The organism is Ignavibacteriales bacterium (assembly GCA_016700155.1).
GTDB lineage: Bacteria > Bacteroidota > Ignavibacteria > Ignavibacteriales > Ignavibacteriaceae.
In genome coordinates this window covers 3,965,840-3,985,864 of record CP065001.1, presented here as the reverse complement: position 1 = coordinate 3,985,864, position 20,025 = coordinate 3,965,840, and the positions used below count along the sequence as shown (strand labels likewise).

At 37.4% G+C, this 20,025-nt stretch carries 15 protein-coding genes; 3 read left to right on the top strand and 12 right to left on the bottom strand.

The window, feature by feature from the left end:
- Positions 1-78 precede the first annotated feature (78 nt).
- From IPM56_16775 to IPM56_16765, 3 genes are all read right to left on the bottom strand, one after another.
- A complete protein-coding gene (locus IPM56_16775) occupies positions 79-1,797 on the bottom strand; it encodes an AMP-binding protein (GenBank protein QQS35874.1) in 1,719 nt (572 codons plus the stop codon).
- Positions 1,798-1,809: 12 nt separating this feature from the next.
- Positions 1,810-2,403: a DUF3365 domain-containing protein gene (locus tag IPM56_16770; protein QQS35873.1), complete on the bottom strand. Its 594-nt coding sequence runs from the start codon at positions 2,401-2,403 to the stop codon at positions 1,810-1,812.
- A gap of 145 nt (positions 2,404-2,548) precedes the next feature.
- A complete protein-coding gene (locus IPM56_16765; protein ID QQS35872.1) occupies positions 2,549-2,824 on the bottom strand; it encodes a hypothetical protein in 276 nt (91 codons plus the stop codon).
- Positions 2,825-2,978: 154 nt separating this feature from the next.
- On the opposite strand from IPM56_16765, the gene IPM56_16760 reads away from it, so the two are divergent.
- Together IPM56_16760 and IPM56_16755 are read left to right on the top strand one after the other, a co-directional pair.
- Positions 2,979-4,304, top strand: a complete 1,326-nt coding sequence (locus IPM56_16760) for a hypothetical protein (protein ID QQS35871.1) — start codon at positions 2,979-2,981, stop codon at positions 4,302-4,304.
- Positions 4,305-4,377: 73 nt separating this feature from the next.
- Complete coding sequence (locus IPM56_16755; GenBank protein ID QQS35870.1) at positions 4,378-6,270, top strand: hypothetical protein; 1,893 nt, start codon at positions 4,378-4,380, stop codon at positions 6,268-6,270.
- Between the two features lie 84 nt (positions 6,271-6,354).
- Here the strand turns inward: IPM56_16755 and IPM56_16750 are convergent, their stop codons facing one another.
- From IPM56_16750 to IPM56_16740, 3 genes are all read right to left on the bottom strand, one after another.
- The gene (locus IPM56_16750) at positions 6,355-7,230 is read right to left on the bottom strand and encodes an EamA family transporter (protein ID QQS35869.1); all 876 of its coding nucleotides are present in this window, start codon (positions 7,228-7,230) and stop codon (positions 6,355-6,357) included.
- A gap of 302 nt (positions 7,231-7,532) precedes the next feature.
- Positions 7,533-9,899: a TonB-dependent receptor gene (locus IPM56_16745; protein QQS35868.1), complete on the bottom strand. Its 2,367-nt coding sequence runs from the start codon at positions 9,897-9,899 to the stop codon at positions 7,533-7,535.
- 62 nt (positions 9,900-9,961) lie between these two features.
- Complete coding sequence (locus tag IPM56_16740; GenBank protein QQS35867.1) at positions 9,962-10,504, bottom strand: hypothetical protein; 543 nt, start codon at positions 10,502-10,504, stop codon at positions 9,962-9,964.
- Positions 10,505-10,717: 213 nt separating this feature from the next.
- Between IPM56_16740 and msrB the strand changes: the two genes are divergently transcribed.
- Positions 10,718-11,260 (top strand): peptide-methionine (R)-S-oxide reductase MsrB, encoded by a 543-nt coding sequence (gene msrB, locus IPM56_16735; protein ID QQS35866.1) that lies wholly within the window; start codon positions 10,718-10,720, stop codon positions 11,258-11,260.
- A gap of 178 nt (positions 11,261-11,438) precedes the next feature.
- On the opposite strand, the gene IPM56_16730 is transcribed toward msrB, so the two are convergent.
- The 6 genes from IPM56_16730 to IPM56_16705 all read right to left on the bottom strand — a co-directional run bounded on the left by IPM56_16730 (position 11,439) and on the right by IPM56_16705 (position 19,824).
- Positions 11,439-12,971, bottom strand: coding sequence for a hypothetical protein (locus IPM56_16730; GenBank protein ID QQS35865.1), 1,533 nt, complete (start codon positions 12,969-12,971; stop codon positions 11,439-11,441).
- A 59-nt stretch (positions 12,972-13,030) separates the two neighbouring features.
- Positions 13,031-13,537, bottom strand: a complete 507-nt coding sequence (locus tag IPM56_16725) for a TlpA family protein disulfide reductase (protein ID QQS35864.1) — start codon at positions 13,535-13,537, stop codon at positions 13,031-13,033.
- Positions 13,537-14,286, bottom strand: a complete 750-nt coding sequence (locus IPM56_16720; protein QQS35863.1) for a T9SS type A sorting domain-containing protein — start codon at positions 14,284-14,286, stop codon at positions 13,537-13,539. The genes IPM56_16725 and IPM56_16720 overlap by 1 nt, the downstream gene beginning before the upstream one ends.
- Positions 14,287-14,349: 63 nt before the next feature.
- A complete protein-coding gene (locus IPM56_16715; GenBank protein QQS35862.1) occupies positions 14,350-16,641 on the bottom strand; it encodes a T9SS type A sorting domain-containing protein in 2,292 nt (763 codons plus the stop codon).
- 68 nt (positions 16,642-16,709) lie between these two features.
- Positions 16,710-18,770 (bottom strand): Omp28-related outer membrane protein, encoded by a 2,061-nt coding sequence (locus tag IPM56_16710; protein ID QQS35861.1) that lies wholly within the window; start codon positions 18,768-18,770, stop codon positions 16,710-16,712.
- 58 nt (positions 18,771-18,828) lie between these two features.
- On the bottom strand, positions 18,829-19,824 hold the full coding sequence (locus IPM56_16705) for an Omp28-related outer membrane protein (protein QQS35860.1): 996 nt from the start codon (positions 19,822-19,824) through the stop codon (positions 18,829-18,831).
- Positions 19,825-20,025: the final 201 nt, after the last annotated feature.

Here is a 20,025-nt window from a genome sequence, read left to right as displayed (position 1 = left end):
TTACAATTTTAATTTTATAATTAATTCCTGATTTAACTTAAAAAGATGTAAACTTTCAACGAGGCTTAACATTCGTTATTAATTCTCACCTGACTTTTTAACTAAATATCTTTTAATCTTTTGTGTTGTTGTCTTTTCAAATTCCTGTTCACGTACAACAAATTTCTTTATCTGCTTATAGCTTGAAAGTTCTTTGTTCGTTTCTTTAATAACCTGGCTTATTGTTTCGTTAATTAATTCAGGAGTAATCTGAACATTGTTCTTTTCAGAGAATTCAATAAATGCTTCCGCATCAGTTACAATTTGCACAGCTATTATTTCATCATGCTTGTCATCTTTTTCACCATAAACAAGTGATTCAAGTATAAACGGACTTCTGTTAAGAATATCTTCAATCTCTTCCGGAAAAACATTTTTACCGTTGTTAGCAATGATAACATTTTTCTGTCTGCCGCTTATGTGAAGAAAGCCCTCACTGTCGAAGAAACCAAGATCACCCGTTCTGAACCAGCCGTTATCGATTGATTCATCGCTGAGTTTTTGGTTTTTGTAATAACCCAGCATAATGTTTGGACCCTTTGCATAAACCTCGCCAATACCATCTGCATCGGGATTATTAATTTTCAATTCAACTCCAGGCAACGGTAAACCGGCGGCATCATCTTTAAATTGATCCAGCCTGTTAAGAGCAAGAATCGGTGAAGTTTCGGTAAGGCCGTAGCCCTGTATAAAATTAAAACCAAACTCGCGTAAACCTTTCGCAACCTTTGGATCAGGTGCCGCACCGCCTGCAATAAATATTCTTATTGAACCGCCGAACTTGTGATGCAACTCTTTAAAAATAATTTTCTTAAAACTCTTCCAGCCCACAGCTTCAAAAAAATTACTCACGCGTATCATCGGAGGAATGATCTTCGATTTCAGTTTATCTTCATTTATGGTTTTATAAATACGCTTGAACATTTTATCATAAAGAAGAGGAACAGCAAGCAGCATTGTTGCTTTTACAGTATTTAAATCATCAACAACAGTTTTTAGTGAACGCGCATAATGAACAGATGAACCGCTGAACACCGGGCATAAAAATCCGCACGTGCATTCATAAGTATGATGTATTGGCAGAACAGAAAGGAAGCGGTCCTCCTCGTACATTTTGATCATACTGGTCATGCTCATAAGGTTAGCACAAAGATTTGCCTGGCTTAACATTACACCCTTTGCTCTTCCAAGTGAACCGGAAGTAAAAATTATTTCTACAATTTCATGAGGATTAATTTTTGGAAGATTGTGTGAAGTCAAATTAGGGGCTTTACCCATCAGTTCAACCATTGAAAGAAATCCTTCTTTCTCGGTTCTTAAATCCATGCTTATAAAATGTTTTAAATTCTTAAAGACGGATTTTTTCTCTCTTATCATTGAGTCGAAAGATTCAGTAAATATTATTACTTCCGAATCAGACTCATGAATAATATTCAGGATTTCATTTGTGTTCAGGTTCCTGTCTATCGGGACAATTACATAATTAAAACACATCGAGGTAAGGAAACTTATTCCCCATTGAACACGGTTTTCACCTATAAGTGAAATATGAGTTCGCTCCTTTATACCAAGCTTTTTTAAAGCGCTTCCAAACTTTAAAACATTTTCAAGCAGTTCTGAATAACTGACCTTGCTTATGGGAGTGTTGGTGAGATCTTCAAGTGCAAGTTTTGAATTATATCTCTGTGCAGATTGCAGAACCATATCCTGCAAGGAACTGATTGTTGGTACTTTTACTAATTCACTTTTTAGTTTCATAAATATCCCCGTCTAATTAATACTGCTTAAAAATTTTTTAATTGAAATGGCTCCCCTTAAGTCGCCGGTTTTGTAGTTTCTTGCTTTGTCATCGCGATAAATTGAATTTATCTTTTCAGCGGTTTCAGGTGAAACGTGATTATCATCCCCGTGACAAACCAGGCATGGCGGTTGAACATAAATTGGTTTTAAAAATCTTACAAACTGTTTTCTTCCTTCACTCAATAACTCTATGTGAATTGTTGAATCGGGAAGTTTGCCGGCATTGAACAATGATTCAAATTTCTTCAGGACTTTTTCTTCATATGAATCAGGCTTGTTCAAACTATTTCTATTCTTAAATGAAATTCTTTTTATCTCAACCTGTCTTGAATCAGCAATTGATTTTGTCAGAAGTTGTGCAGTATCCGAACATACAGACAACGCAGAGATTACACCATTGGATTGCAATTCTTTTACCAGAACACTTTTCAGGTTATTCTGAAATTCATCGGCGGTGGTGGACAGCTCTTTTTTGTATTTGTCGGTTATAGTTTCGGCAGGTCTTGTGCACGAGATAAAACTCACAATAAGTAAGGTAACGGCAATAGAATAAATAGTTTTCATTTGAACAAATTCCTCTGTTCAAACTTAAAGAAAAACAGGAAATAGTTCCATTAAAATAGTTGTGGGATTCTTAGTCTAACTAAGTGAACTAATGCCAGATGCATCCCTCCGGGAGTGTCTCAGTGGTGAAAAAGGACAGAGTAGACTACTCTACACCAGCGAACATTTTATACTGTTCAAAGAGTGCGGCTGCCTGGTCGAAAGGAAATCTTGCCCTTATAAGAAATGACTGATCACGCTTTGAAAGCTGCGGCTCTGACTCCCACTCAAGGTTGGAGTTTAACACCTGGCTTGTTGAAGTATCAACAATTGACCAGCTTCCTTCGCCGTTTTTACGGGACTTCATAACAAGCTGAACTTTCCCGTCAAGCACAAATTTTAGCGAACGCTCAAACCACTCTGCTTTTTCTTCTGTAGTCATATCTCTTATTTGAAATAAAACAATTCTTCTTATCTCATAGTCGAAAATATTTATAAATATTTTAGTCGTCCATAAGAAATAATCAGAATAACATCCTGTCTTTTTTTATTTTTGCAGCGGACAATAAAAAGGAAATGAAAGAACAAACTGATCAATGACATCGCCGGCTGAAGAACTTAACTCAAAAAAGATATTTTTATTCTGGCTGCCTTTGGCATTAACCTGGCTGATGATGTCGGTTGAAGGTCCGTTTCTAACTGCACTTATTGCGCGTCTTCCTGATCCCAAATATAATCTTGCGGCTTACGGTGTTGCCTTTTCATTTGCACTTATAATTGAAGCTCCCGTTATAATGATGATGAGCGCATCGATAGCAATTGTTAAGAATAAACTTACGTTTAATAAACTTCGCGTTTTTACTTACACACTTAACTCAGCGATAACATTAATATTTGCGATTCTGTTATTACCTATAGTTTTCTATTTCATAACTCGCGATCTGATCGGATTGCCGGCTGTTGTTGCTGAACTAACTCATCATTCATTGATAATGTTATTACCATGGCCTGCGGCTATTGGGTACCGAAGATTTTACCAGGGAATATTGATTAGCAATAATCTTACAAGAAGAGTTGCTTACGGAACAATAATACGATTGCTTACAATGTCCACAACGGCAGTACTTCTTTTTTCATTTACAAAAATTCCCGGCGCTGTGATCGGCGCATCATCACTTTCTGCCGCTGTTATTGTTGAAGCAATTGCAAGCAGAATAATGGCTAAAGAGCTGATAAAGAAATTAAAGTCGGGTTCAGCAGAATTTATCACTGAACACTCAATCCGCTACCGCGAGATATTTTCATTTTATTTTCCACTCGCGATCATGTCATTACTCAATCTCGGTGTTCAGCCGATTGTTACATTTTTTATCGGGCAGAGTAAATACCCGCTTGAGTCCTATGCAGTTCTTCCTGTTGTCACTTCATTCCTTTTTATATTCAGAAGCCTTGGACTCTCATACCAGGAAGTTGTGGTTGCGTTAATTGGTGATAAAGGTGAAGGATATGAAAGGCTTAAGAAATTCGGGATAGGGCTGGCAATCATACTTGCGGGAACATTAACTATCATTGCTTACACGCCTCTCGCTGATCTTTGGTTTAAAGGTGTTGCAGGATTAACGGATGAACTTGCAGACTTTGCAAAATTTCCGCTGATGATAATTTCAGTATTCCCGATGCTTACTGTACTTGTCAGTTTTCAAAGAGCGGTACTTGTAAGCAGTAAGTTTACAAAACCAATTTCAGTCGGAACACTTGCAGAGTTTGTAGGGATCATAATAGTCCTGTTTATTTCGATAAAGTATTTTTACTTAGTCGGCGCGGTTGCAGCAACTTTATCTTTTATGATCGGCAGGATATTGGCGAATGTTTATCTTGCTTTTCCGACAAAGAAAGCTTTGAATCAAATTAGAAAAATTTGATAAACGGTTTTACTCTCTCTTTACTTCTCTACAATTTACAATTCATCAAGTATTAAATGTGGAGATTGTTATCATGCCGAAGTTGAATGCTCTCTTAACACCGTTTATTATTCTTTTCATAAGTTTTACCGGCACAATTTATAGCCAGCGATATTCTTTCATGCCGAAAGAAATTTCAAAAGCCTATCAGAAGGAAACCCGCTCGCCGGATGGAAATCCCGGGAAAAATTATTGGCAGAATATTTCTGACTATAAAATCAAAGCCTTTATCGAACCTTCAACACGAACATTAATAGGTGAGGAGACAATAACTTATTTCAACAACAGTCCCGACACGTTAAAGAAAATCATTTTCAAACTTTATCAGAATGTTCATAAAAAAGAAGCAGTAAGAAATATTGAACTTGATCAAAACTCATTAACAGATGGAATAATAATTTCAAAATTCATTTCAGAAAAAACTTCTTTAAGTCTTAAGCCTGAAGATAAATCCGTGCTGATAAATGGAACAAATATGATTGTCACACTTCCCGTTCCATTGGCTCCAAAATCAAATACTTCTTTTGGTATAAACTGGAGATTTGAAATTCCATATCCTGCAAATCCAAGAATGGGAGCTTATGATTCAACAACTTTTTTTATCGGTTACTGGTATCCTAAGATTGCTGTCTATGATGATATAAACGGCTGGGACATGTATCAGCATAACGGCGAACATGAGTTTTATAACGAATACGGAAAGATGGATGTTCAAATTGAAGTGCCTTCAGGGTTTGGAGTCTGGGCAACAGGCACACTTCAAAATCCATCAGAAGTTTTTGAGATTAAATATTTAGAACGATATAACAATTCACAAAAATCTGATTCAGTTATAAATATTATTACTACCGAAGATCTTAAGGGCAAAAACATATTCAAAAGTAAAAACGGAAAAAAAACCTGGAAGTTTTATGCTGATTACATTCCTGATTTTGCATTTGGAGTCTCAGATCATTTCCTGTATGATGCTGTAAGCACTGAAATAGAAAAGGGGAGAAGAGTACTTGTTCAGTCAGCATATAATCCTGAGTCAAAATTCTTTTATGAGTCGGCGCTTGTCGCAAAAAAGACAATTGAAATGTTATCAAACGATCTTCCGGGAGTTGCTTATCCATATCCTGCGATAACTGTTTTTAATGGTGATGCAGGAATGGAATTCCCTATGATTGTTAATGATGGTATTTTCCCGAGCCGACTTTGGGATATTTATGTAACGACACACGAAATTGCACACATGTATTTCCCGTTTTATGTCGGGACAAACGAAACCAAATACGCGTGGATGGATGAAGGCTGGGCATATATGCTTCCGTATGATATTCAACTATCGTTTGAGCCTTATGATCACAGGATAAGAGCAGCTAAAGGTTTTGCGAACTTTGCCGGAAAAGAAAATGATATCCCGATGTTTGGTCCATCAACAATGCTTCGTGATCCTGATCTTAGTATGCTTAGTTATTATAAACCGGGAGTTGCATATGATATTCTTCTCGATGCCTTGGGGAAAGAAAAATTCAAACTCGCGATGAAGACCTATATCGAAAGATGGAACGGCAAACATCCAACGCCTTATGATTTCTTTAATTGTTTCAGTGATGCTGTCGGTGAAGATTTATCCTGGTATTTCAATCCATGGTTTCTTGAAAGAGGAATTCCTGATGTTGGTATAAGTGCTGTCAATCAATCGTCAGGTAAAGTTGAAATTAAAATTATGATGAAGGGAAATCTTCCTGTTCCGGTCGTTGTAAAATTAAAAACAGAAACCGGTGATGAAATAAAACTTTATGAAACTGCTTATGTATGGAAGAAAGGGAATAAAGAAATTATGTTGACTGCGGAAGTTAATTCAAAAGTTATATCCGCTGAACTTGGTGATGATAAAATACCTGATTCAGATTTAACAAATAATAAATGGAGTTTAGAGTAAAGAAGAAATAAGACTTACACGGAGAACCACTGAGAATTCATCTCCGTGGTTCTCTGTGATCCACCGTGTATCTCTGTGTAATTTTTATTCCTCTAATATTAGTAACGCCCCAGCAATCATTACAGCCGTTGCGATTGCTTTCTTCAAAAGATTTTTTTCTTTAAATATTTTTCCGCCTGCTAACGTTGCAAAAAAAACGGAAATTCTTTTAACTGATAATACCAACGCAACCGGCGCGAGTTTAACTGCTTCAATCTGTGTGTATCTGTAACCGATTGTTATTACGGCTATCACTACAATTAATCCCAATAACGATTTTTCAGGAATTAGTTTTTCATCATCACTTCTTCTGTTGAATAAAAAAGTTATTAAAAAAATTATTGCAGTAAACAAATGCTGATATCCGACAAATGTATGAGGTGTCACCTTGTACTGTCCGACCAAAACTTTATCAAGAATCGAAGTGATTGTAAATAAAAGTAATGCTGTAATTACAAACCTGTAATTTTTAGTTTTGATAAATACTTTGAACGGACCGAGAATCCCCCCGTCAGAACCCGTTTCAAGTATATAAGTACCGACGAGCAAAAGTATTACTCCGGATATTTCCTGAAGTGTTAATGACTCGCCTAAAAATATAAATGCAAAGATCGCAACGAATCCCGGTGTAAGTACCATCAGCGGTAATGCTTCGCTGATATCTAAATTCTTTATCGAGTACATCACAAACAAAAACGCGAACGAGTTAAGCAGTGTTTTGGCAAAAAGGATTATAAGACTCGTTGTTCCGGGCTGTTGAAAAGTTGGTGAAAGAAAAAACGGAATCGAGAATAAAAGTGTGAATAGAGATAACACAAAAGAAAAATTTATCGCACTCATTTTAAATAGAGATTTCTTTTCACCGAGTGAAGCCGCTGCAGAAAGTACTGCAGATGTAAATGCGAGTATGAACCAGGTCATAATTTTATATTCAAAGAATCTATTTCATTAAGAATTTTGAGGAACTGAACTTTGTCTAAATAAATCCAATATGTCAGTCGACCTGCTCTAGGAGGGTGTTGTACAAATCTCTTTTTGTCACCCTGAACTTGTTTCAGGGTCTTCTATTGTACAAAACCTCAACATAAGTTTCCGAACCAAGTTCGGAATGACAGTTCTGCAACTCTATGCAGAGGCAGATGTCGAAGACGAACTAGTTAAAAACACCGTCACACTTCGACAGGCTCAGTGTGACACTTGACCTATCAAAATAATATTGAATTTCACCAACTCAGTTTTGCCTTTACAAAAATATTTCTTCCGGGTTCAATGTTAACCAAACCGCGGTTTGTAGCAAGATGATTTCTGTATGCTTTATCAAAAATATTTTCTATACCTGCAAATAGTTGAAACTCAGCATAGCTAAAACTGATCGGAAGTGAACTCAGATACATATCATAATAAACATAACCTGGAGTGTTAATTTCACCTGAAGCAGTTTTATCCTGCCTGTCAAAAATGTTTGCTGTTAAATCTATCGTAACATATTTAAGATAGTCAGAGCGGACTCCTATCCTGCCATTCAACGGCGGAACCTGCGGCAGATCAGTTTCATTTCCTGTGTCTTCACCTCTTACATACGAAGCTGAAATATATGTCAACGCATAATTTGAAATCGTGAACTCAGTTGCAAAATCAAATCCATATAAACGCGCTTCACCGATATTTGATTTATAGGTTGATCTTCTTGATTCATAAAAGCCGGGAACATCAGTCACAAGGTTTTTCATCAGGTTGAGGAACACACTACCTTTAAATGAAAAATTATCTTCCCAAACTCTGAATCCGAGATCAAAGAAATTTCCTGTTTCCGGTTCAAGCCGTGGATTACCAAATCGTACAATACTTCCCTGGTCTATGAACTGAAATCGTTCTTCGGGTGAGGGTGAACGAAATGAGTGTGCCGCGGTAAAAGACAAATCTATGTTATCATCAACTGAATAAAGCAGACCGATGTTTCCGCCCCATGAATTATTGTTCTCATCCGTTGCGGCATAGATCAATGAATCGGCTGGATTATCATTCCTTACACCATTAGTTATGATGTAAACAGGATTAAAAACATCATTACTCTTAATATTAATCTGATCATATCTTCCGCCGATAGTAACTGATAATTTATCATCAAACAAGTTGCTTTCAAGCTGCGCGAATGTTCCTATACTTCTGTACTTTGCTTCGGGCAGAGGGGCTTCGCCAAAAGTCCTGTTTGTTGTTGTGGTTATGTTTGTCCATGTTGAATCAAATGTTTCAACTTTAATATTTCTTTGTCTTCGGCTGTCAAGATTTCTTTGCCAAACATCAACACCGGCAATAAGCAAATTACTTTTTGAAAGTAACCAGTCTGTTTGAAGTTGTGCCCCGTTTGTAAAATGTCTTCCGTAAGGCAGTATGCTCAGCACAGAAGTTTTTCTCCTGTTCACTGAATCAACAACAACCTGGTTTGGAATATTTTCAACTTCACGGTAAATATTCTGATTAAAATATTTCAATGAAACTTTTGGAAGAAAAGCGGCAAGTGATGTAATGTTGTATTCGGCTGAGAACATATCTCTTTTATGCGACGGATATTTTACAGAAGCGTTAGTCGGAAAAACCGAACCGCCGGGAACCCCAACATCTGTTGCTTTGTAATTCTGATAATCAAGAATAAGTTCGTGATTTGGAATAAGTTTTATTCCGCCGCTTAGCGAAATACTCTGATCATTGTACATACTGTTTTTTAATTCACCCCGTGGAGTGTTTATGTTTTCAGTATTTCTTTTGGAAGCACTTACACGCAAGTACAATTTGTCTGTTCCAGTTGTAAGTGATAATCTTCCTGATGATCCCTCATTAACGGAATTATAATCTCCCGAAGTTGTACCGGATAAAAAGAATTTACTTCCATAAGTTTTTCTTTTAGTAATGATGTTTACAGCCCCGCCCAACGCGCTTGTTCCGTATAGTGATGAAACTCCGCCTTTTATTACTTCCACTCTTTCAATGTCTGAAAGATCGATCATTGCTAATCCTGCGGAAAGATCAGTTGCGGTTTCAATCCTGTTCCCATCGATCATCGAAACAATACTCGATTTGCTCAGACCTCTTATTACAACAGATGTTGACCAGATTCCATCCCTTGATATTGAAAGTCCCGGTTCGTTCTTTAAAAGATCGGAAAGAGTATTAACCGCTTTTTTATCAATTAAAGTTTTATCGATCACTTCCATTGGAAGAGCAATATCTTTTTCCATTGTGATGTAACGTGTTGATGAAACAGTGACATCACCAATTGCAACGCTGGATGGTAGTAGTGAAATATTTAATATCGTTTCTTTTGCAGGAACAACTTCAACAGTCGCTGTTACAGTTTTATAACCAACATAAGAAAAGGTAACGTGATAGTATCCGGAGCTTACATTTAAATTGTAGTTGCCGTCTTTATCGGTCGTTGTTCCTGATGCAAACTCATTTAAAGTTACATTGACATTTATCAGCGGGCTTCCGGAGAGATTATCTTTAACCGTTCCTTTAATTGTTCCTTGTTGTGCTGAAATAATTTGAATTGAACAGAAAAGTATTGTTATAGTAAGAAGAATATTTTTCATGATGATTAAACAAAATTATTTGTCCCTTGTTATATACAGATCCGACAGGATCGATTTTATTTCTATAATTTAAACGCTACCCCGATAGTCAAATAACCAACGCCATACCCAAGCTCTGCAAATGCGGCTATCTGCGGATTAAAATAATATCTTCCGCCTATGTGAACACCAAGCAGTAAATAACTTCCCGAAGCGGAGTAAGTTCCGCCAAAGCCGGTAGGCTCGGAAACACTGACTATGTTGTAACCAAGTGTCGCGCCTGCGTATCCGTCAACCTTGTCAACGTTTTCAAGAAAATGATATTCACCTCGTGCGCCGATTACTATGTAGGAATATTTCCATTCATAATTCCTGGTAAAGAACACTTCTTCGGTTGAAGATGTGTAACCAATAATTCCGCCGACTGAAATTTTTTCGTGAATGCCATATTGAAATCCAAAACTGATTGGAGGAAAGGAAACGCTTCCGTAAATACCGCCGAAACCTAATCCCAGACCAACCTGTCCTATCTTATCTTCTTTTTTATAAACTGATTGTGCGAATACTGAACCTGCGGCAAATGAAATGATGATTATGAAAGTGATTACGAGTGATATTCTTTTCATTGTGGCTCCGTTTGTGAATACAAAATCCTATTTAAAACACGTTCAAAAATACGGGATTTGAAGGAGATTCTCTATACACAAACCTGTGACACTTTCGTGATATATCAATACTAACTTTGATAGAGTAAAAAATGTAACTTTTCACAAATGAAATTCTTCGTTACATTTTGAACGCAAAGTGACTAATACAATTCAACAGAAACCAATAATGAAATGAGGTATAAGATGAAAAAACTTCTGATCCCCGCAGTTATATTTTTTGTTACGGCGATTATTTATTTTACTGTAAGTTCTTCCGATATAAATAATGCTGCTGCTCAAAACGATCCGAACAAAAAAGACACAAAAAACAAAGGAATGAAAATGGAAAAGGTTATGAAAACTGATGAAGAATGGAAAAAAGAATTAACACCCGAACAGTATTATGTGTTAAGACAAAAAGGAACTGAACGACCTTACACAGGTGAATACGATCAGCATTTTGAAAAAGGAACTTATTACTGTGCCGCTTGCGGACAGGAACTATTCAGTTCAGAAACAAAGTTTGATGCGGGATGCGGCTGGCCAAGTTACTACAAACCAACTGCTGAAGATCACGTTAAGCTGCAAACTGATTATAGTCATGGAATGGTAAGAACTGAGGTGTTGTGTTCAAATTGCGGTTCACATCTCGGTCATGTTTTTGATGATGGTCCGCAGCCAACGGGTGACAGGTATTGTATTAATTCAGTTTCATTGAAGTTTAAAAGGAAGTAGAAAAACAGAAAAGATAAATGTCCTGTCACGAAGTTGTTCGTGACAGGAAACGCGAGGGATTAATTAATATTGACATCTGGTAGCCGCAGGCTTCAGCCTGCGAAGTATGTATTTGGAACCAATAGTTCGTTACTCATTCCACGCAAGCTAAAGCTTGCGGCTACCTTTTAAAACCTTCTCACAATCTTGTAAACATCTTCAGTTCAACACCGCTGAACTCCGGTTCATACCTGCAAACACCGCCGATACAAATGTTGCCAGCCTGGCGTGTTCCGACTAATAAACTTACATCTGTGTGCTCGCCGATTTTATAACCGAATGAAATGAAACTCCAGACCTTTCTTACTTTTCTTCCCTTCTCGGGTTCTTTGGTCTGCATTTCCGCAACAACGGAAATACTAAGTTTGGGAGAACGCAGATATTCAACAGTAACAACATCATCGTAATACTGTTCTGATGTGGTTTTATCCGTTGTATGCTGATGTTCAAGTACAAGTTTGATTGTGTTTACATCATCAAAGTAAAATTTATTTTCAAGTACCGGAGTTATGCTTTTGGTATTTGTCGAACCTTCTTCCATATAACCAAATGCGGCGATTGTGGAAATCATATCATTCCATGTATGTCCAATCTGTCCGAATGCTTCTTTAAGCTGAAGTCTTACTGTTTGTGTATCCTGCAAAACTTTTTGATAATAAGAACCCGGACCGATAGTTTTTGTTTCACCGTAGTTCACACTTAAATAAGTTTCATCACTGAAAGTATAATTAAGTTCTGCGGCAAAACCTTTTTCATCCTGCTGGTTAAGCGGTGAAGGATGCCTGTTAAGCAATGCGTAAGTATATTCTTTTCTCACTGCGGGAGGTGTGTTGTATGAAACCGTTCTGTCATAAGATTCAAAAGCAAAATTATCATAGTATTTATATTCACCTGAAATACTCAGATGATCATAATAAAAACTTCCATTAAGATAATATGCTTCACCAGCTAATTCATCTTCACCTTTAAAAATATTCTGTTTGATGTCTTCGTTTTGTTTTATTCCGTATTCTCCGTAAAAATCAAAATTCCAGATACTCGGCTGAACACGTAGTGACGCGAGTCTTGTACGGGCAACACCATCAACATTCGGCTGGTTTGATGCAAAACTTCCGCCGACTCTCAACATATTAAATCCGGCATATTCAAGATCAACGGCGTGAAGCAGGTCAGTTCTTGTTGCATCGGAGTTTTCAGGCATACCTGTTAATGCTGTTACAATAAATCCGTTATACCTGCCGAGAAGTTTTACACCGATAAGATTATTGTCAATTCGGATCGATCTGTTTTCATAACTTTTAAGAATCATTCCTCTTCCGAAAAGAGTATAGAAGTTGCCGACTGTTATTTCACCGCCCTGCTCAATATCACCAATCTCCGCTTTAATATATTTAAAAGCGATATCAGCAAAGCGTGTTTTGCCCCTGCTGATAGATGGATTTGGATCATTCGGCTGGAACATTTCAAAACGGATTCCGGTTGAAAAAATTCCGTTACGGTAATCAAGTGTTAACCAGTCTTCAAATATCTCAAGTTCCTTATCATAGTCGTAAGAGTACTTCATCTGGTTTGAAAGGAAGAGTCCGGATGGAAGTGTAATCGGTTCCGATTCTTCTTCGGGTTCATCTTCATTTTGTGAAAAGGAAACTGACGAGATAATCAGACAGAACATCAGCAAAAAAAGAAGGCGGGAAAATTTCATAGTCAGTAATAGAAAAATTTATTTTATAATTAGTTCATTAAAAGTTCTTCAATTTTTTTTCTTAGCTCGATCTCATCTCCTTTTTTATATCCGAGATGTGAATAAACAATATTTCCTTTTGAATCAAGGAGCACTGAATAAGGTATCGGGTCTGCATAATACTTTCTTGCTATTTCAGAGTTTGTATCAAGAAGAACAGTGAAAGGATAGTCCTTGGATTTTACAAAAGGTTTTACTTTCGAAACACTTTTTTCAGAATCGGTTGAAATTGCAACCATGTTAAAACCTTTTTCTTTCAGGTCGTTGTATATCTTTTTGTATTCGGTAAGTTCTTCAACACAGGGTTTACACCAGGTTGCCCAGAAACTTATAAGTACAGGACCTTTGCCGAGAAGACTTTTTAAATCAACATACTTACCATCAAGATCTGCTAATTTAAAACCGGGAGCTTTCTTACCTGATTTGGTTTCACCATTCTGAGGCAAAACATTAATTGAAAAAAATAAAACGAGTACAATTAAAAAAAGTTTTTTCATTACTTCTCCAGGATCAGTTTTCTTGTTTGAACAAAATCATTAACTCTCATCGTATAAAAATAAACACCGCTTGATAGATCATAGTTTTGAGTGTTGAGCTGCAAGCTGTATTCACCGGCTTCTTTGTCTTCGTTAAGAATGTCCGCAATTTCATTACCAAGTACATCATATAACTTGATGCTTACATTTCCTCGTTCAGGAATTGAATAAACAATGTTTGTAGATGGGTTGAATGGGTTAGGATAGTTTTGATCTAAAGAATAAGTAACAACAGAACCAGTTTCATTTACATCCGTAATAATTCCTGTCGTATAAAAATCCAATATCACTCGAACATCGGGGTTTCTTAAAGTTCCTACTTGTAACTGAACATGTCCAACTCCGACATTTGTCAGGGGATAAACATGCAGAGATGTAATTAATGTGTCACCTGGTTGCAGGGGTGGTTGCGGAAAAGGATCAGCTGTTACTACACTATCAATATCAGGAGGAAAACAAAGTTCGCCGAAACATAAGGATGAAGTCCAATCCTGAGGTAAATCATTAATTGTTCTAACCTCAAATACCGACTGTTCCATCATTGAAATATTTATTACCTCAAAATCAAAAACCGCTTCTATATTACCATAACCAAGTGTGTCAATAAGCTGGGTCGCATGCACAATGACTTCAATATCCTGTGCCTGAGATTTCAATACAAAACCTGATACTAAGAATAAAAAGAAGCCGGCAAATAAAAATTTTTTCATCGTTCTCTCATATATGTTATTGAAACAAAGGGAGAGGCTCTTAACCTCTCCCGTATTTTATTACTATTTAATCAAAGTCATTTTTTTGATTTCAGTAAAAGTACTTCCGTTTTTAGCTGATGCTTCAAGTCTGTACAGATAAACACCGCTTGTCAATGAACTTCCGTCAAATGACATTTTATAAGGACCTGCAGGAAGACTGCCGTTAAATATTTCGGAAACTTCCTGTCCTAACAGATTAAACACTTTCAATGATACTTTTGAATCATCTGCAAGTGAGAAAGATATTTTAGTCGACGGGTTGAATGGGTTCGGATAATTCTGATCAAGTGAAAATTCTTTTGGGGAAGCAACATCAGCTTCAATTGTATTTGAGTACTGATATGTTCCTGAATAATCAACCTGTTTCAGGCGGTAAACGTAAACAGCAGGAGCAACATTTTTCTCTGTGAATGAATATGATTGTGTTTCTGTAGTTGTTCCGGCGCCTTCGATAAACGCTATGGTTACAAATTCGTTACCGATTTTTTTCTGAACTTCAAACCCGTTGTTATTAGTTTCACTCGCGGTTGACCAGTTCAGTATAATATTATTCCCGGTGACAGATGCCGTAAATGATGTCAGTTCAACCGGGACAATACTTTCAAGCGAATATGAGAAAGTAGCCCACTGGCTTGCAGAAGGAGTGAAAGAACTTGTTGTTGTAGGAGCCGTTGCAAGTTGTGCGCCTGCTTTGTCAAATATTACGTAAGGATATGTTAATCCGCCGTCTTTAGATACCCGTACCACAAGTCTGTCATTATACGATGAACTGTATTGTGCATACGCATAATTAAATTTTACTGAATCTGTTACATCAAGTCCTAAATATTCCGGTGATGTAAGTGTATCTGTCTGTCCGGTAGTTGAGTATGAGTAGAAATCCATTTTAACGGATCTGTTTCCACCTAATGTTGGTCCGTTAGCACCCGTGAACTGCGCGAATGTTATTCCGCCGTCAGGGTTTTTTAATGTCCAGCCTGCAGGCGGAAAAGCAGATTCAAAAAGATTATAGTGAAATGTTCCGACAAGCGCATCTGTTTCATTTGTTCTGATGATAGATTCTGTTCCGTAAATAAAATCATCAGAGATAACCGGTTTTTCAATTATTGTGTTTAGAACATTAGTAAATATTTGCTGATCAGTAACATTACGACCTTTACCGCTATTTAAAACTTCTTTTGTATCATCATTCTGTACAAATGCGGCGGTGTAAATCATGCTATCAACCCAAACTGCCATATCAAGCGGGTAAGTAAAATTGAAACTGTAATTACCGGCAGCAGTCGGAAGAGATGTACCAAGTGAACTTGGATATGCTTTCCTGAATACATCGTAAAAATCTGTTTCATTGTTTGAGCCTGGTGCTGTAGCATAGTGGATATGTCTTTCTATTGCGTGCACTCTTAAATAATAATTTCCTGCAGGAAGTGGTGACACAATGTTTACTTCAACAACAGCGCGAATAGAATCTCCAACTCTTGTATCAGTGACAGTAACTGATAAAGGCGAACCAACCAAATATCTTGGATCGTATGCACCTGGAAGACTTGTTGCACCCGTATAAGGATAAGATGGATTTACAACTCCATCCATTATTACATGGGGAACGGCATTTACACCGTAATATGTTCTGCGGTCTGTTGCCTGTGTGGGATTATAAAGATACATCGGGTCATTTCCTGGCTGTGGCCAGTTCATATGGTATTTTATTGGGACTAAGGATGTGAATCTTGCTGCAACGAATGCGTCAATTGTCGGGTTATTACTTGCGCACGGTCCGCAAGTTGAACTTGTCCATTCTTCCAGAAGAATTTTTCTTTGAACGCCCGGAAGATAACTTGTATTCTGAACCAGAGTATTGTTTGAACTGTTTTCATCACCTGCCAATGAAGTAGTGATGGTGATTTCAATGGCAACGCCGGGTGTAATAGTAAGGTTATCAAAAATTAAATTTGTTGACTGACCACTTAGTAATGAAGCAACAGGTTTAGTGCTTGAATAACCTCCGGGAGTTACAGTCATTGTAACATTGAATGATGATGTAACATTATTTTTTCCGACGTTAAGGACAGTTACATCCGGAGCCACAACAAACGGGGCTGAGCCGATAGCATAACTTGTTCCCGGGTTTATATTATTGATAGAGCCAACTCCAACGTCATTATTAAATTGATTGCCTAACGTAACGTTATCCAGGTAAAGGTTGTTTCCATACTGGTTAACAGTTATAAACTGAAGTCTAACACCCTGAGCAAAAACGGTGAGTGAAAAGATGCAGACCAAAAAAAACGAAAGTAACAATTTTACCTTCATACTTACTCCCATGTTTAGATATTATAAAGCAGCTCCTGCCCACCTGGCAGGAGCTGTGCGAAATAAAATTACTTAACCAAAGTCATTTTCTTTGTTGATGTAAATTCACCTGATGTGAGTGTATAGAAATAAACACCGCTGCTAAGGTTTGATGCATCAAACGATACTTTATAATAACCGGCATTCTGGTTTTCGTTTACAAGTGATGCAACTTCTTTACCAAGTACATCATAAACTTTTAGTACAACATTACCAGCTGCGGGAACCTGGTATTTGATCACTGTTGCAGGGTTAAAAGGATTCGGATAATTCTGATCAAGTGAATAAACTTCAGGTATCAGGTTGTTATCCGCTACACCTGAAACAATACCGCCTTTAAGCCACAGCATAGCTCTTGAAATCAACGAATCTCTTATGGCAGCATCCTGAATCTGTTCAATGCCAAATCCGCAGTAAACAACTCTGAAGTCGTCAGTCTCTGCTTTAATACTGCTTACATTAGGACCGTTTCCGAATTTAAAAATAGGAGTCGCACTGGCATCAAATTCAGCTATTTGGTCTGGTGATTTTGCGTACACATCACCGAGTATTAATAACAGTCCATCGGATATAGGATCACCGGCATATCCCTGGATAAGGAAACTCGTTCCGACATCCTGAACATATGAAGCATGCAAATAATTATTATAGAATGACTGAGCGTGCTGGCTCTGTCCCGTAGCTCCAAATATATCCGCACCTATATTCTGACCATTAATAAATAACTGTCCGTTCTGATCAAGAAATTCCTGTAACATAGTCACTTCATCTGTTGATAATACCGGGGTAGAAATGCCTGCAGACCATACGATCATATCAAATCCTGTTAGATCACCGAATGGAGCTACGGCATCTTTTGAGATAATACCGTAAGTACCTGGATAAACTCTTTCCAGTGAATTGAAAACAAGATCACCATAACCCTCACCGCTTGCGTCAACAACAAGCACTTCAACACCGCTGGTTGTAACATTTCTGAAAATAATATCTCCGGTTGTGCTGGGTTCTGTACGTGATGTATAGGTAATAGTCGTAAGTCCGAAACCATCAACCGAGTTTGGATTAACTGATATAGTGATTTCTGTAGAATCACCGGAAGCAATTGCGACACTATCAACAGTACCGAAGGGGAATGTACCGTTAACTGTTGTGTATTCACCGGTCCATCCAGTTGGGGCAGAAAGAAGAGCGCCGATATCATAAACGTCGTTCATTAATCCTTCGTTATGAAGAATGGTTGTGAATTGAACCGGGGTTGTACTTGTTCCCATAACATCAGGACTTGTTGAAGATATTGTAGCTACGTAATCGGGCGGAATTAAAACATATTTTTCTGCCTGCTGTATTTCACTGGTATAAAAAGGTGAAGCCACTTTATATACGAGTACAGCAAGATCGCAACTATCAGGATTAATACCAGCTGGTACTGTATACTGTACACTTTTGCCATGAACAGTTCCTGTAGGCCATGGATTTGTACCATTTAATTCATCACCGGTTGATCCATTAATAATTGAACGAACAACATGATCGTGAACATAATCTGAAGCTCCGGGACAGGAACCATTTCCTGTTTGAGGGTAAACCAAACCATTTTCAAGTAGTATAATATTCATTCTGTATTCGCCGGTAAGATCTACCAAAGCTGAAACATCAACATTTGCGCTAAGTTCGCGGGTTATCCTGTTATATGATCTCTGAAGATCTATACTTACAGTTGCCGGAACAGATAAACGAGCTGCCATTAATCCAGCCCAGGCACTTCTTGATTGTGGAGGTCCGGTTCTGTCAATTACACCGGTAGGGTATGATGACATTGAAAGCATACCTATAATATCATTTCCCTGGAAAGTTGACCATGGGTCACTTGGAGTGTTTGCAGGACCATGATAACATAAAACCACAGCATTAGGCATCGATTGCGTAATCGATTCAATAATATCATGACCACAAGGGCACCACTGACACCAGGTGCCTGTACATTCCTCAAGCACAGGATTTCTTTGTGTTTGTGATTTTAAATCTGTAGAAACCACCAGTAAAAGTATAATTGCAAGAATAGAAGAGATGAAAGTAAATTTATTTTTCATGTTTCTCTCCGGTTTTATTTAATGAATTATGTTAGTTAATTCCATTGTATCAACCACACTAATGCGTTGATACTGCCTGATAAACTTCTCTTGTGACTCTGTCCTGTATAAACGCTACCGTATGCAATTTCGTTTTATCCCAGGATGCTTTGCTTCCGCTTAATGTAAAACTACGGTTAAAAGTAAAAACTCCCGGCTGATTAATATTAGAAATAACTTCACCTGAAAAATTTGGAAGCATTTCTCTCATAACATCATAAAATTTTGTTTCGCCGTTGCTGCCGGGCGGATTTGCAAATTCAATTTCCTGTTCTGTTACAACAGTGTGCAGAACAAGATTTGTAAAATTTATACCGGCGCCATCAAGTGTCTCGATTGTCACAGTTGTCGAATAAACTGAATCTACGATACTTTTTGTCACTGTCATTTCAAACTGGCGTGGTATCTGAAGTCTTGTGTTTATACTGTCCTTTATTTTTATAGAATCACTTGATATCGGTCGCATCCTGCCATCGATTATAGTTGTAGGCGCAAACAGGATATTGTAGAAAGTCATTCTTGTATCGCAATTTGGTTTACTTGCAAGATAGAACGGGTCATTGGGTCCCGGGAAGTTTGTAGGATATTTTATAGCAATTAATTTTGAATGTCCGTAAGTAACTCTTGTAAGTGCTTCAATTATTTTATTCGAAGCGACACAGGGAATGCAACTCACATTTGCAAAATCTTCCAGCAGTATAGTTTTCTGAAGTTTCAAATCATAACTCAGAACTACGGTTGAGTTTGCGATTACAGTTACATCATTATCCTGGGGGATGTAACCTTCTTTTTCAAGATGAATTACCCTGTCTCCAGCAGAAGTTGTAATTGTATCAGGAGTTAAAACACCGGTACTTAATCCATCAACATAAATTAGCGCACCGGTAACATTTCCCTGAACATAAACCTTACCTGATTGAGTCGGGTTTATAGGGACTACCGGCTCCACCGGCGGGTTAGTTTTACATCCGAAGAATGTGAATAGTAAGAAGAGGGGGAAAAATTTTTTGATCATATGATTCATTCAGTTTACTGTTTCTAAATCACCTAAACCCTGCTTTATTTTATGCGGGCACGAGAAATTTATTTAATATTTAATAAAGTTCAAAGAAGAAATACTTGACCCTGTTTCACTACGATAATTCCAGCCCAAATTCATCATTTTGAATTATTTCGTGATAAAAATTTTACTTTTCAGAGATAATTATTGATGCCT